Origin of the sequence: Streptomyces sp. WG7, from assembly GCF_049975785.1 — a bacterium.
In the GTDB taxonomy this organism is placed as follows: Bacteria; Actinomycetota; Actinomycetes; order Streptomycetales; family Streptomycetaceae; genus Streptomyces.
This window is the reverse complement of sequence record NZ_JBNGGE010000041.1, coordinates 23,772-37,421: the sequence shown is the minus strand read 5'-3', so window position 1 is coordinate 37,421 and position 13,650 is coordinate 23,772. Positions and strand designations below refer to the sequence as shown.

The 13,650-nt window shown below is 72.7% G+C and carries 8 protein-coding genes; 5 read left to right on the top strand and 3 right to left on the bottom strand.

Features of this window, described 5'->3' with window-relative positions:
- Positions 1 to 224: 224 nt before the first annotated feature.
- Positions 225 to 2,225, top strand: a complete 2,001-nt coding sequence (locus tag ACP4J0_RS30210) for a flavin monoamine oxidase family protein (protein WP_426601894.1) — start codon at positions 225 to 227, stop codon at positions 2,223 to 2,225.
- 160 nt (positions 2,226 to 2,385) lie between these two features.
- Here ACP4J0_RS30210 and ACP4J0_RS30205 read toward each other — a convergent pair whose 3' ends face one another.
- The gene (locus ACP4J0_RS30205; protein WP_426601893.1) at positions 2,386 to 4,107 is read right to left on the bottom strand and encodes a carbohydrate-binding module family 20 domain-containing protein; all 1,722 of its coding nucleotides are present in this window, start codon (positions 4,105 to 4,107) and stop codon (positions 2,386 to 2,388) included.
- 382 nt (positions 4,108 to 4,489) lie between these two features.
- Between ACP4J0_RS30205 and ACP4J0_RS30200 the strand changes: the two genes are divergently transcribed.
- Entirely contained in the window at positions 4,490 to 4,987 is a 498-nt protein-coding gene (locus ACP4J0_RS30200; RefSeq protein ID WP_426601892.1) for a hypothetical protein, read from the top strand.
- Positions 4,988 to 5,036: 49 nt separating this feature from the next.
- Here the strand turns inward: ACP4J0_RS30200 and ACP4J0_RS30195 are convergent, their stop codons facing one another.
- Positions 5,037 to 6,506, bottom strand: a complete 1,470-nt coding sequence (locus ACP4J0_RS30195) for an aldehyde dehydrogenase family protein (RefSeq protein ID WP_426601891.1) — start codon at positions 6,504 to 6,506, stop codon at positions 5,037 to 5,039.
- 277 nt (positions 6,507 to 6,783) lie between these two features.
- On the opposite strand from ACP4J0_RS30195, the gene ACP4J0_RS30190 reads away from it, so the two are divergent.
- Positions 6,784 to 8,487 (top strand): IclR family transcriptional regulator domain-containing protein, encoded by a 1,704-nt coding sequence (locus ACP4J0_RS30190; RefSeq protein WP_426601890.1) that lies wholly within the window; start codon positions 6,784 to 6,786, stop codon positions 8,485 to 8,487.
- Positions 8,488 to 8,655: 168 nt separating this feature from the next.
- Complete coding sequence (locus tag ACP4J0_RS30185; protein WP_426601889.1) at positions 8,656 to 10,443, top strand: ATP-binding SpoIIE family protein phosphatase; 1,788 nt, start codon at positions 8,656 to 8,658, stop codon at positions 10,441 to 10,443.
- Between the two features lie 56 nt (positions 10,444 to 10,499).
- Here ACP4J0_RS30185 and ACP4J0_RS30180 read toward each other — a convergent pair whose 3' ends face one another.
- On the bottom strand, positions 10,500 to 12,422 hold the full coding sequence (locus ACP4J0_RS30180) for an ABC transporter ATP-binding protein (protein WP_426601926.1): 1,923 nt from the start codon (positions 12,420 to 12,422) through the stop codon (positions 10,500 to 10,502).
- A gap of 219 nt (positions 12,423 to 12,641) precedes the next feature.
- On the opposite strand from ACP4J0_RS30180, the gene ACP4J0_RS30175 reads away from it, so the two are divergent.
- Positions 12,642 to 13,541: a lysylphosphatidylglycerol synthase transmembrane domain-containing protein gene (locus ACP4J0_RS30175; RefSeq protein WP_426601925.1), complete on the top strand. Its 900-nt coding sequence runs from the start codon at positions 12,642 to 12,644 to the stop codon at positions 13,539 to 13,541.
- Positions 13,542 to 13,650 lie beyond the last annotated feature (109 nt).

Below are 13,650 nucleotides of genomic sequence, written 5' to 3'. Positions count from 1 at the left end.
GACGTGGCTACGCATGTCGCAGTGTGGAGGATTGATCACCGCGGCAGACGGGGTTGGCGCAGTGTTCATCCCTTCGGGTTCCCTGGCCGTTCGCGTCAGGCAGGCCTGCTGGGGCGTCATGCGGACCTGCTGTGGCGTCAGGGTCCGCCGCCGCTTCCCTCGTTCGAGTCAACGCCGGAGCGAAGGGCGGGCGCCCGGTCACGGCCGCCGGTACAAAGGCCGCCATGACTGAAGATCACGCGCCGGCGCGTGCAGATGACGGTTTTTCCCGGAGGAGCTTCGCGGCGGCGGCAGCGGTCGGCACGGCCACGGTGGCCACGGCGCTGACCAGTGGTGTCGCCACGGCTGCGCCCGCACCGGCCGCCCCGGACGACAAACGTCGGGCCGGCTCCGGCCGGAGCCTCGCCGTCGCTCGCGCCTTGCTCGTACTGGACTCCGACGACCGCCCCCTCGTACCGCGTTACCAGACCGTCCTCCAGAAGGGACTGCCGGCTCAGCGACGGGCACGGCCCAAGAAAGTCCTGGTCATCGGCGCCGGCCCGGCCGGTCTTGTGGCCGCCTGGCTGCTGAAGAAGGCGGGCCACCGGGTGACGGTGCTGGAGGCCAACGGCAACCGTGCGGGCGGACGCATCAAGACCTTCCGCAGCGGTGGCCACGAGCGCGCCGAGCAGCCCTTCGCCGATCCCCGCCAGTACGCCGAAGCGGGTGCGATGCGCATCCCGGGCAGCCATCCCCTGGTGATGGAGCTGATCGACCAGTTCGACCTGAAGAAGCGGCGGTTCCACTACGTCGACGTCGACGGCGAGGGACGTCCCGCCAACCGCACCTGGATCCACGTCAACGGAATCCGCGTACGGCGCGCCGACTACGCCCGCGCGCCCCGGCGCGTGAACCGGTCGTTCGGCGTCCCCAAGGCCCACTGGGACACCCCCGCCGCCACCATCCTGCGCTCCGTGCTGGACCCGGTGCGCGACGAGTTCAGTTACGTCGGCCCGGACGGCAAGCGGGTCGACAAGCCGCTCCCGGAGCGGCTGAAGGGCTGGGCCCGTGTGGTGGAGCGGTTCGGTGACTGGTCGATGTTCCGCTTCCTCACCGAACACGCCGACCTCGACGAGCGGACCATCGACCTGATCGGCACCCTGGAGAACCTCACCTCACGCCTCCCCCTGTCCTTCATCCACAGCTTCATCGGCTCCTCCCTCATCAGCCCGGACACGCCGTTCTACGAGCTGGAGGGCGGCACGGCCGTACTGCCGGACGCCCTGCTGGAACGCGTGCGCAAGGAGGTGCGGTTCGACCGCCGGGTCACGCGCATCCAGTACCACCACCCCGACCGCCCTTCGCCGGACGCCGAGCACGTCCGGGGCAAGGGCCCGCACGTGTGGGTGGACACCGTGTCGGAGGGCCGCGACGGCCCCGTCGTGCGCGAGCAGTTCACCGCGGACGTCGCCGTGGTCACGGTGCCGTTCTCCGGACTGCGCCACGTGCAGATCGACCCGCCCCTGTCGTACCGCAAGCGCCGGGCGGTCTGCGAACTGCACTACGACTGCGCGACCAAGGTGCTGCTGGAGTTCAGCCGCCGCTGGTGGGAGTTCGACGAGGCCGACTGGAAACGGGAGTTGCGCGCCGTCGACCCGGGTCTGTACGACGCCTACCGCACCGGCCGGGCCGCCGCGGACGGCAGCCTGCTCGGGGCGCATCCCTCCGTGCCCGACGGGCACATCACAGCGGGCCAGCGCACCCACTACGCCGCCAACCGCGCGGTCGCGCGGGATCAGCCGGAGGCGGCCGACGTCGTGGGGGGCGGCTCGGTGTCGGACAACGCCAACCGGTTCATGTTCAACCCCTCCCATCCGGTTCCGGGCAGCGCGGGGGGTGTGGTCCTGGCCTCCTACAGCTGGGCGGACGACGCGCTGCGCTGGGACTCCCTGGACGACGAGGCACGGTACCCGCACGCCCTGTGCGGCCTCCAGCAGGTCTACGGGCAGCGCATCGAGGTCTTCTACACCGGCGCGGGCCGCACGCAGAGCTGGCTGCGCGACCCCTACGCCTACGGGGAGGCGTCCGTGCTCCTGCCCGGGCAGCACACGGAGTTGCTGCCCGCCATCCCCGTGACCGAGGGGCCGTTGCACTTCGCCGGGGACCACACGTCCGTCAAACCGGCCTGGATCGAGGGCGCCGTGGAGTCCGCCGTGCGTACCGCCCTGGAGATCCACACCGCATGAGACGGGCGACCCGCTCGCCCACGACGTGACCGATGGCCCCGGCGCAGCGGCGCCGGGGCCATCCGTTCGCGTACGGCCGGATCGTGTGACGGGTGGCCGGCCGCCGAGTGCGCCGTCCCCGCGGAAGGACGCGGGGCCGGCCACGGACGTGGCGGCGGGGTCAGCCGCGCCAGGTGTCGTTGAGGGTGATCTTGGTGGACGTGGTGGTCGCGGTGCGGTTGGCGCCGCTCTCCCAGGTCACGTTCCCTGCCTGGTCCTTGCGGAGGTACTTGTACTCGAAGGACGTGCCCCCGGGAACCTCGACGTCCAGTTTCCACACCGGGTAGGCGGCCGGGTCGAGCTTGAGGGCGCTGCCCGGGTTCCAGTTGCCGAGTTCCGGCCTGTTGCCGGTCACGTAGATGTTCTCGCCCCAGCTGGTGGTGGCGTTGACGGCGAAGGACACCCCGGAGGTCACCGGGTCGGGTCCGGGCGCGGTGCCACCGTCGCAGTTCCGGGCGTTGACGTGCAGGGCGAGGGCGGTGTGGGCACCGAGGGTGGCGGTGAACCGGCCGGATCCGTCGACGGTGACGCCCTTGCCGGACTGGACGTCGCAGTAGTCGCCGGCGGGCAGCGAGGTCTGGAACGTACGGGTCAGCGGGGAACCCTCGTGGTTGATGGCGACGTACGCCTTGGAGCCGCGTCCGAAGGCGATCCGGTCGCCGCCGTTGTCCCACCAGTCGGTCACCGCCTGGCCGCGGGCGGTGTTGCGGAAGCCGACCATGGAGGAGATCTCGCGCCAGGCGTGCTGGCACTTCCAGCCGTCGCTGTAGCAGGCGTTCACCTGGCCGCCGCTCGGCGGGCCCGCGTCGCGGTCGGTGAACTCGTAGCCGGAGTGGACGTCGGGGTTGCCGTACGGCCAGGCCAGCATGAAGACGTTGGCCAGGGTGTAGTCGGCGCCGTCCTTGTAGCTGAGGGTCTCGCCGTTGCGCTCGGTGTCGTGGTTGGCGACGAAGACGTTGGACTTGTCCGAGGGCATGTAGCCCCAGGCTTCGCCGAAGTTCTTCAGGTACGCGAGGTTCTCGCTGTTGAGGACGCGCTTGAGGTCGCGTCCGTAGCGGAACTCCTGGACGTCGCCGCTGCCGAGGTACTCGGTCGGGGAGACCGCCTCGCCGGCGCCGTAGATGGCCTCGTGCTTCCAGTACACGTTCGGACTGCTGAGCCGGGACTTGATGTCGGCCAGGTCACCGGCGGCCATGTGCTTGGCCGCGTCGATCCGGAAGCCGTCGACGCCCAGGGACAGCAGGTCGTTGAGGTAGCCGGCGATCTTGCCCCGTACGTAGTCCTCGCCGGTGTCCAGGTCCGCGAGCCCGACCAGTTCGCACTCCTGGACGTCGGAGCGGTTGCGGTAGTCGTTGATCTCCGAGGTGCAGTTGTCCATGTCGGGCGCTGAGTAGAGGCCCGGGTAGTTGTACTTGGTATACGGCGTGCCGCCGGTTCCGGTGCTGCTTCCGGCCGACATGTGGTTGATGACCGAGTCGGCGATGACCTTCACACCCGCCGCGTGACACGTGTCGACCATGCTCTTGAACTGACCTCGGTCACCGAGACGGCCCGCGATCTTGTAGCTCACCGGCTGGTAGGAGGTCCACCACTGTCCGCCCTGTATGTGCTCCTGCGGCGGGGAGACCTGCACGAAGCCGTAGCCGGCCGGACCGAGGGTGTCGGTGCACGCCTTGGCGACCGAGGTGAACTTCCACTCGAACATCACCGCGGTGACGTCCTTGTCGCCGGGCGGGGAAGCCTGCGCCGGTGCCGCGGTGGCGAGGAGGCTGCCGGCCACGCCGGCGGTGAGTACGAGTGCTGCGGCGGTGGTTCTGCGCGCTCTGCTGGTGCTCCTGTGCATGGAGTCTCCCGTGTGAGGTTGCGGGCGAGTGTCCCGGGGAAGGGCCGGCCGACGGGTGTCTGGGGAGTCGGCACACCCGTGCAAGTCATTGCTGAAAGATGACTGCAAGGTGTTGCGGTCGTGACCGTAAGGGCACGGCTCCGTATCGGTCAACACCTCGGACGAGGCCGATCCGGATGTGGCGTTTCGTCAGTCGGCCTGTCGACCAGGCGCGTTGCGCGACCACAGTGCAGGAAGTTGAAGCACGACCCCTTTACGGCACTGTCATGCACGGGTAACTTCCCGCCTCCGTAAGAGATTTCTGCAATTTTCCGTTCACTCTTTCAGTTCCGGATCGTTCGCACCGGCCGCGGCACGCCGCCCGCCTTCTTCGGAGAGACGCATGAAACGCACCCGCACGCGGCTGCTCGGACGGCCGTCGGCCGCCGCACTGGCCGTCGGCGGCATCCTGGGGCCGGTGTCCGTCGTACCGGCCGAGCCGTCGCCGAGGACCGCCGGCCTGCGCGGCCCGGAGAAGGAACACCCTGCGGCCTGGAGCGCCCACGGCAAGCTCGTCCGCCTCTCCCGCCAACGCGCCGCGGCCTCACCCAGCCGGCTCTCGCCGAGGCTGTCGGGTACGCGCAGGAACCCGTCGCTTTCGCCGAGCGGGGTCACAGACCGGCGAAGCCGGCCTTCATGGAGGCCGGCTTCGCCGCGGGTGCTGGAGGCGGGCCGGGCGCTGCGGGTGCCCCAAGACGACGTGGACCGGGCGAAGCCGCCCCTGTTCTTCCAGCACGTCGCCTCACCGGAGGCCGAGGCGGTCAGCCGCTTCCCGTACGAAGCCCGTCGGCTCCACCCCGCCCCCGCCCGACCAGATCCCCGGCCCGGCACGCTCCGTTGATCCCGCGCGCCCGCCCGGCCGGTGAATCCGCCGGCCGGGCGCTCGTTCGTCAGATCGGGAAGTGTGCGTGACCCCTGGCCTGCGCCGTGACCCAGCGGGTGTCGGTGAACGCCTCGGCGCCGGCCTGGCCGCCGAAGCGGCCGTAGCCGGAGCTCTTCACGCCGCCGAAGGGGGCCTGCGGTTCGTCCCCGATGGACTGGTCGTTGACGTGGACGATGCCGGTGCGCAGTCGGCCGGCGACCTCCAAACCCTTGGACAGGTTCTCGGTGATGACGCCCGCGGTGAGCCCGTACGGCGTGTCGTTGGCGAGCGCCACGGCCTCGTCGGCGCTGTCGACGACGTGGACGACGGTCGCCGGGCCGAAGATCTCGTCGTAGTAGATCTTCATGTCCTTGGTGACCCCGGTGAGGACGACCGGGCGGATCAGGGTGCCCGGTTCCTCGATCTCGCCGGTGCCCGCGGCCAGTTCCGCGCCCTGGGAGACCGCGTCCGCGAGGAGCGACGCGACCCGGCGGGCGGCGGCCTCGTTCACGACCGGGCCGACCGCCGTGCCCGGGTCGCCCGGGTCGCCGCAGGGCAGGGCCCGGACGCGGGCGGCGAACCTGTCGGTGAACTCGTCGGCGACCGCGCGGTGGACGATGACCCGGTCCACGCACATGCAGATCTGGCCCGCGTTCATGAAGGAACCGAAGACCGCGGCGTCCACCGCGTAGTCGACGTCCGCGTCCTCCAGCACCAGCAGGGCGTTCTTGCCGCCGAGTTCGAGGACGGCGGGCTTGAGGTGCTGGGCGGCCTGGACGCCTATGGTGCGGCCGACCTCCGTGGAGCCGGTGAAGTTGACCATCCGCACCCGGGGGTCGGCGATCAGCGCGGAGACCACCTCGGCGGCGTCGGCGCGGTCGTTGGTGACGACGTTGAGCACGCCCGCGGGCAGTCCGGCCTCGTGCAGGACGTCCGAGATCAGCAGGCCGCAGGCGATCGGCGCGTCCTCGCTGGGCTTCATCACCACGGTGTTGCCCATCGCGATCGGCATCGCCACCGCGCGCACACCGAGGATGACGGGCGCGTTCCACGGCGAGATGGCGGCGATCACTCCCTTGGGCACCCGCACCTGCGCGGAGTGGACGCCGTCGGCGTCGGTGGCGAGGATCTGGCCGGTCGGGCGGCTGACCTCGGCCGCCGCCTCCAGCAGGATGTCGGCGGCCAGGTGGGCGTTGAAGCCCGCCCAGGGGGCGACGCCGCCGACCTCCGCGGCCATCAGCCGTACGACCTCGTCGGTGCGCTCGGCCATCAGCCGCGCGGCGCGCAGGAAGATCCGGCGGCGTTCGGCCGGCTTGGTCGCGGCCCACGCCTCGAACGCGGCATCGGCGGCGTCCACGGCACGGCGTACGTCGTCGGGTGTGCCCGCGGCGACCTCCGCGCAGACGGCTCCGGTCCAGGGGTTGGTGTCGGTCGCGGTGCGGCCGGACGAGGCGGGGACTTCCCGGCCGTTGATGATCAGTCCTCGGGAGAGGGACACGGGGTGCTCCTGTAGAGAGGGGACGTGAGGGCTCATTCCTCGGCGGGCGTGGGTGAGGGGGCGGCGGGCCTGGTCATCACCGGCGCCACCGTGACGAGCACCGACACTGGACCACCACGTTTTTCGCTGAGTGAACTTACTTTCATTGGATGAGTCTGCCGAGTGTGTGCGATCGCCGAGACGCCTGTCAATGGCCGGTAGCGTTCTCCCGAAGACGGGTACGGCCTGATGCGCCGGGAAGCCGGCACAGCAGCCGACACACACGGGAGGAAGTGCCATGGCGCCGGGCGTTTCGAGGGCGGCACCGACGACGTCGGCGCCGGTGGCCCCTGCGCCGGCCGACCCCCCGGCGGAAGCGACCGGCCCGCTGGAGCGCGGACTGGCCGTGCTGCGGTTCGTGGCCGGCTCCGCTCACTCCGTGCGTCCGGGTGACCTGGTCCGCGCGACCGGCCTGGCGCGTTCGACCGTCGACCGGATCACCTCGACCCTGACCCACCTCGACTATCTGCGCGCCGTGGGACGCGACCTCGTGCCCGCCCCGCGCCTGATGGAGTTCGGCAACGCCTACCTGCACGCGAGCGGCATGTCCCGGGCGCTGAGGCCGAGCCTGGAGCGGCTGGCCCGCGCCCTCGACGAGTCGGTCTCGGCGATCGTCCTCGACGGCTGCGACGCACGCATCGTCGGCAAGGCCGTCCCGCCCGGCCGGATGATCCCCCTGGGTTTCCGGGTCGGCGACCTGCTGCCCGCCGAGCGCTGCGCGGCCGGTGCCGTACTCGCCGCCGGGTGGGGGCCCGACACGTACGAGGCGTGGCGGGCCCGCCGTGCCGCCGACCCCCTGGACGAGACCTTCCCGGCCGTTCCCGCGCGCCGTACCACCCCTGCCCCCGAGCGGACGGAGGCCGACTTCGCCGCCTGGGCCGCGGCGGCCGACGCGGACGGCTGGGCGCTGGACGACCAGTTGGTCGCCCCGGGCCTGGCCGCACTGGCGGTCCCGGTACGCGACCCCGACGGCCGGCCCGTCTGCGCGATCAGCGTGCTGGCGCACACCAGCCGCCACAGCGGAGACGAACTGCGCGCGCACGCGCTGGCCACGATGACGGAGGAGGCCGTGCACATCGCGGACGCGTTGTCCGGCACCTCGACGGCAGCCGCCGTGCCGCCCGCCGCCCCCGCCTACGCCGACGCCAAGCCCGAACTGGGACCGTCCTTCCTCCAGGCACTGGCCAGGGGCCTCGCCGTCCTGACCGCGCTCGGCCGGCAGCGCGGCGGACTCACCCTCGCCGAGGCCGCCGGGGCCGCCGGACTCTCGTATCCCAGCACCCGGCGCAACCTCCTGACGCTCCGTCAACTGGGCTACGTGGAACAGCGCGACCGCCGCTTCCTGCCGTCCCCGCGCGTCCTGGAGCTCGGCTACGCACGGCTGTCCACCCTCGCCCTCGCCGACATCGCCCAGCCCCACCTGACCGAACTGGCCGGGCGGGTACGGGAGTCGGCCTCACTGGCGGTCCTCGACGGTATCGAGGTCCACTACGTGGCCCGGGCCGCCGCGCAGCAGATCACCAGCGCCCGGATCATGCCCGGCACGCGGCTGCCCGCGTACGCCACCTCCATGGGCCGGGTCCTGCTCGCGGACCTGCCCGAGGCGGACCGGCGGGAACGCGTCGACGCCTCACGTCCCCGGGCCCTGACCCCGCACACGCTCACCTCGCCCCATGCGCTCGGCGCAGCCCTGGAGCGGGTCGCCCGTGAGGGGCACTCCCTGGTCGAGCAGGAGTTGGAGGCGGGGCTGCGCTCGCTGGCCGTACCGGTCCGGGACCGGGGCGGGCGGGCCGTCGGAGCCGTGAACATCGCCCTGCACGCCGGCCCCGAACCGCCCGAGCACACCAGGGACACTCTCCTCCCCGCACTGCGCGCCTGCGCCGCCCGGATCGAGTCGGACCTGGCCGTCGCGTTCAGCGACCGCCCCGTGCAGGCGGGCTGACCAACTCGGTGGCCGCCGAGAAGCCCGGCCCCGAGGATGACGCCCGGGCCGGAATTCGCCGGCGGCGGCCCACCTCGGTCGGTGACCGCACCGTTCGAGGCACCGCCGTCGCCGGTCGCCGCGTGGCAGGGCAGAATCGGGGCAGGAGGCCGTGGGAGGAGGCGACGCGTGCGGGAACGACCGTGGCTGCGCGGGGTCCGCCGGCCTCCCCAGCCGCTCGTCGGCGGCCACCGGGCGCTCAAGGCCGCCCTGCGGCCGGTGACCGAAGCGGTGCGCGCCCGGCGTCGGCTGGCGTGGCTGAACGAGGCCGGCATGCGTATCGGAACCACTCTGGACCTGCGGTACACGGCCGAGGAACTGGCCCGGTTCACCGTGCCCGAACTGGCCGACGGGTGCGCGGTGGACCTGCTGGAGTCGGTGCTCCGGTTCCAGGAGGGCGACCACGTCAAGGGGGAGCCGGGCATCCCCGAGCTCCGGGCCATGGCGGTCTCGGAGATCCCGGGGCTGAATCTCGCGCCGGACCCGGTGGGCGAGGTGGCGGTGTACACCGCCGACCGGCTGGTGCGTACATGCCTGACCACCCGCAAGCCGGTCCTGGTCACCCGTATGGAGCCGTCCGACTTCCACGCCGTGGCACCCACTCCCGAGGCGGCCGACCTCCTGCGGCGCGCGGGTGTGCACTCCTACCTGGCGGTACCGCTGATCGCCCGCGGGGTGCTGCTCGGCCTGGCCGACTTCGTCCGGGCCGGCAGCCGGACGCCGTTCACGCGTGCCGACGTGGCGCTGGGGCTGCAGGTGGCGTCCAGGGCCGCCGTGCACATCGACAACGCCCGGCTCTACGGGCGGGAGCGCGAGCACGTGGTCACGCTGCAGCGGGCCCTGCTCCCCCGGTCCAACCCGAGTACACCCGGTCTCGACGTGTCCACGTGCTACGACCCGGCCGGCGATCCGGCCGCCGTGGGTGGCGACTGGTTCGACGTCGTCGCGCTGCCCAGTGGCCGTACCGCGCTGATGGTGGGCGACGTGATGGGGCGCGGCCTGGCCGCCGCCGCGACCATGGGCCGGCTGCGCACGGTGGCCCGGACCCTGATGGCCCTCGACATCGCCCCCGAGCGGCTGCTGGCCCGGCTGGACCTGGCCGCCCGCGACCTGGAGGAGGACCAGGTCGCCACCTGCCTGTGCGCGGTCTACGACCCGTGCGGCAGCACCTTCCGCATCGCCAGCGCCGGTCACCCGCCGCCGCTGCTGACCGCACCCGACGGCACCGCCTCGTTCCTGGACGTGCCCGCCGGGGCTCCGCTGGGTGCCGGGGTGATCCCGTACGACCCGGTCGACTGCCCCGTGCCCGGGCGGGGCCGGCTGACGCTGTACACGGACGGCCTGATCAGGTCGCGCACCGCCGACCTGGCCACCCAGATGGACCGGCTGCGGGAGGCGGTCGGCGCCGGGGTTCCCGAGGACGGCACGGTGTGCCGGGCGGTCGCCGAGCGGGTCGGCGGTGACCGGTCCGACGACGCGATCGTCCTGGTCGCCGGCGCTCGCCCGCTCGGTCCGGAGGGGGACGTGTACGTACGGACGCTGCCGCCGGACGGCAAGGCCGCCGGGCAGGCCCGTACCGCGGTGCGCGAGCAGCTGGTGAAGTGGGGCCTGGCCGACCTGGTGGACTCGACGGAACTGGTCGTCAGCGAACTGGTCGGCAACGCCCTGCGGTACGGAAACGCCCCCGGTGAGCTGCGGCTGCTGCGGCACGAGCGACGGCTGTCGGTGGAGGTGTCCGACTCCGGGCCGGATCTGCCGCAGATCCAGCACGCGGACGTGAGCGACGAGAGCGGGCGCGGCCTCCAGCTGATCAACATGATGTGCCGGAGCTGGGGGTCGTGCCGCACGCCCGACGGCAAGGTCGTCTGGGCCGAGCAGGACCTGCCCGTGCGGGGCGGACCGGCCGGCCCCCGGTAGCGCCCGCGCCGATCCGGCCCCGCACCGCACCGCGATGCCGGCGCCGGCGCCGGCGCCTACGCCGCCTGCTCCGCCCGGTCCCCCTGCTCCGCTTCCTCTCCCCGCTCCGCCGGCTTCTCCGGCGTCGGCCGCCCGAACTGGGTGCGGTGCAGTTGGGCGTAGCGGCCGCCGGCCGCCAGGAGTTCGTCGTGGGTGCCGCGTTCCACGATGCGGCCCGCCTCGACGACCAGGATCTGGTCGGCCGACCGGATCGTGGACAGCCGGTGCGCGATCACCACGGCCGTCCTGCCCTCCAGGGCCTCGGTGAGGGCCTCCTGGACGGCCGCCTCGGAGGTGTTGTCGAGGTGGGCGGTGGCCTCGTCGAGGATGACGACGCGCTGGCGGGCCAGCAGCAGCCGGGCGATGGTCATGCGCTGGCGCTCACCACCGGAGAGCCGGTAGCCGCGCTCGCCGACCACGGTGTCGAGGCCGTCGGGCAGGGAGCGTACGAGGTCGGTCAGGCGGGCGCGGCGCAGCGCGTCCCACAGCTCGGTGTCGGTGGCGCCGGGCCGGGCGAGCAGCAGGTTGGCGCGGACCGTGTCGTGGAAGAGGTGCCCGTCCTGGGTGACCATGCCGACGGTGTCCCGCAGTGACCGGGCGCCCAGGTCGCGCACGTCGACGCCGCCGACACGGACGGTGCCGCCGTCGGCGTCGTACAGGCGCGGCAGCAGCTGGGCGATGGTCGACTTGCCGGCGCCGGAGGAGCCGACGAGCGCGACCGTCTGGCCCGGTTCGGCGCGGAAGGAGAGGCCGTGCAGGACCTCGTCGCCGCCCCGGGTGTCCAGGGAGGCGACCTCTTCGAGGGAGGCCAGCGAGACCTTGTCGGCGGACGGGTAGCCGAAGCGGACGTCGTCGAACTCGACGGCGACCGGGCCGTCGGGGACCGGGCGGGCGTCGGGCTTCTCGTCGATGAGCGGGGTGAGGTCCAGCACCTCGAAGACCCGCTCGAAGCTGACCAGGGCGCTCATGACCTCCACGCGGGCCCCGGCGAGCGCGGTGAGCGGCGCGTACAGGCGGGTCAGGAGCAGTGCGAGCGCCACGACGGCGCCCGGGTCCAGGGTGCCGCGGAGGGCGAAGAAGCCGCCGAGGCCGTAGACGAGGGCCAGGGCGAGGGCGGAGACCAGGGTGAGCGCGGTGATGAACGCCGCCTGGGCGGTGGCGGTGCGCACGCCGATGTCGGCGACGCGGCGGGCGCGGTCGGCGAACTCCGCGGACTCGTCCTCGGGGCGGCCGAACAGCTTGATCAGCGTGGCGCCGGGGGCGGAGAAGCGCTCGGTCATGCGGGTGCCCATGGCGGCGTTGAGGGTGGCGGCCTCGCGCTGCATGACGGCCATACGGCGGCCCATGCGCCGGGCGGGGAGCACGAACACCGGGAGCAGCACCAGCGCGAGCAGGGTGATCTGCCAGGACAGGGTGAGCATGACGGCGAGGGTGAGCAGCAGCGTGACCAGGTTGCTGACCACACCGGACAGGGTGTTGCTGAAGGCCCGCTGGGCGCCGATGACGTCGTTGTTGAGACGGGAGACCAGCGCTCCCGTACGCGTACGTGTGAAGAACGCGACCGGCATGCGCTGTACGTGATCGAACACAGCCGTGCGCAGATCGAGGATGAGTCCCTCCCCGAGGCTCGCCGAGAGCCTGCGGGAGAGGACGCCGAGCACCGCCTCCGCCACCGCGATGAGCGCGATCAGCAGGGCGAGACGTACGACCGTGCCCTCGTCGTCGCCCGACACGATCGCGTTCACGACGTTGCCGGCCAGGACGGGTGTGGCGACGGCGAGCAGCGCCGTCGCCATCCCGAGCAGGACGAACCGGGTGATGCGGCGGCGGTGCGGGCGGGCGAACGCGCCGATGCGGCGCAGCGTCGCGCGGGCGAGGGGGCGGCGCTCCTGCTCGGCGTTCATGACGCTGTGCAGCTGGGTCCAGGCTGTGATCTCCATGCTCATGCGAGTGACGGTAGAACCTCAAGCAACCTTGAGGTCAAGGACGGGCCGCCTGCCGCCCGTAAGCCCTCGTCCGCGCGTCGGTCATCCGTAGTTGGCACCCTGCGGGGAATCTCTTGTGGTGTGACAGCGGTAGAACTCCCCGAGCAGACCGTCTCCGCCCGCGTCGCCGTCCGCCGGAACGACCGTGCCCGCCTGGTCCGGCGGATTCTCTGCATGCTTCCGCTGCTGCTGGTCACCGTCGTCGCGGTGCGGCACCGGTCGGTGCTCGCCGAGGGTTTCGGCCATCTCGCCACGGCCAGGTGGCCCTGGCTGCTCGCAGCGGCCTGCGCGACCTGCCTGACCTGGGTCGCCGCGGCCTGCACCCGGCAGGGCGCCGTGGTGGAGCGGCTGCCCCGGCGGCGGCTGCTGGCCACCCAGTTCGCGGCGGGCGCGGCCAACCACCTGCTGCCGACGGGGCTGGGCGCGAGCGCGGTCAACCTGCGGTTCATGGCGGTGTGCGGACTGCCCCTCGCCCGCTCCTCGGCCGCCCTCGCCCTGTACCTGCTGGCGGAGAGCGTCGGCCGCCTCGCCCTGCTGGGCGCCCTGCTGATCGCGTTCCCCGGCGCGCTTCGGCTCGGCACGCTGCTGCCCGAGGGGGCCGTCGGTCCCCTGCTGGTCGCCGCGGGTGCGGTGCCGCTGGTGGCGGCGGGCGTGCTGGCGCTGGCGCCACGGCTGCGCGGGGCGCTGGTCGCCTTCCTGCGGACGGCGCTCGGCGAGGCCCGCTCGGTGCACACCCGCCCGGCCCGGGCGCTGGCACTGTGGGGCGGCGCTCTCGCGTTTCCCGCGCTTCAGGCGGGTGCGCTGGTCCTGGTGGGGCAGGCGCTGGCGTTGCCGGTGCCTGCCGGGCACATGGCGGTGGCGTATCTGGCGGCGACGGTCGCGGTCGCGCTGGTGCCCACGCCGGGCGGTATCGGTTCGGTCGAGGCGGCGCTGGTCGTGGCGCTGATGGCGGCGGGCGGCCCGGCGGCCGTGGCCACGGCGGTGGTGCTCGCGTTCCGGCTCATGACGGTGTGGCTGCCGCTGCTGCCGGGGGCGCTGACGCTGGCGGCGTTGGTGAGGATGAGGGTGATCTGAGGCCGAAACGCCTCATACCGCTCTTCGGGGCGGTACCGGCCGGCGCTCGGCATGCGGCAGGATGAACGGTCGCGCCGGTCGAACTGCCTTGCGGACCGGCGCGATCGCG

What these genes read in the sequence shown, in the direction of transcription:
- ACP4J0_RS30210 (WP_426601894.1), top strand. Translation starts at nt 225, where the DNA reads ATGACTGAAGATCACGCGCCGGCGCGTGCAGATGACGGTTTTTCCCGG.
- ACP4J0_RS30175 (WP_426601925.1), top strand. Translation starts at nt 12,642, where the DNA reads ATGCTTCCGCTGCTGCTGGTCACCGTCGTCGCGGTGCGGCACCGGTCG.
- ACP4J0_RS30200 (WP_426601892.1), top strand. Translation starts at nt 4,490, where the DNA reads ATGAAACGCACCCGCACGCGGCTGCTCGGACGGCCGTCGGCCGCCGCA.
- ACP4J0_RS30205 (WP_426601893.1), bottom strand. Translation starts at nt 4,107, where the DNA reads ATGCACAGGAGCACCAGCAGAGCGCGCAGAACCACCGCCGCAGCACTC.
- ACP4J0_RS30190 (WP_426601890.1), top strand. Translation starts at nt 6,784, where the DNA reads ATGGCGCCGGGCGTTTCGAGGGCGGCACCGACGACGTCGGCGCCGGTG.
- ACP4J0_RS30180 (WP_426601926.1), bottom strand. Translation starts at nt 12,422, where the DNA reads ATGGAGATCACAGCCTGGACCCAGCTGCACAGCGTCATGAACGCCGAG.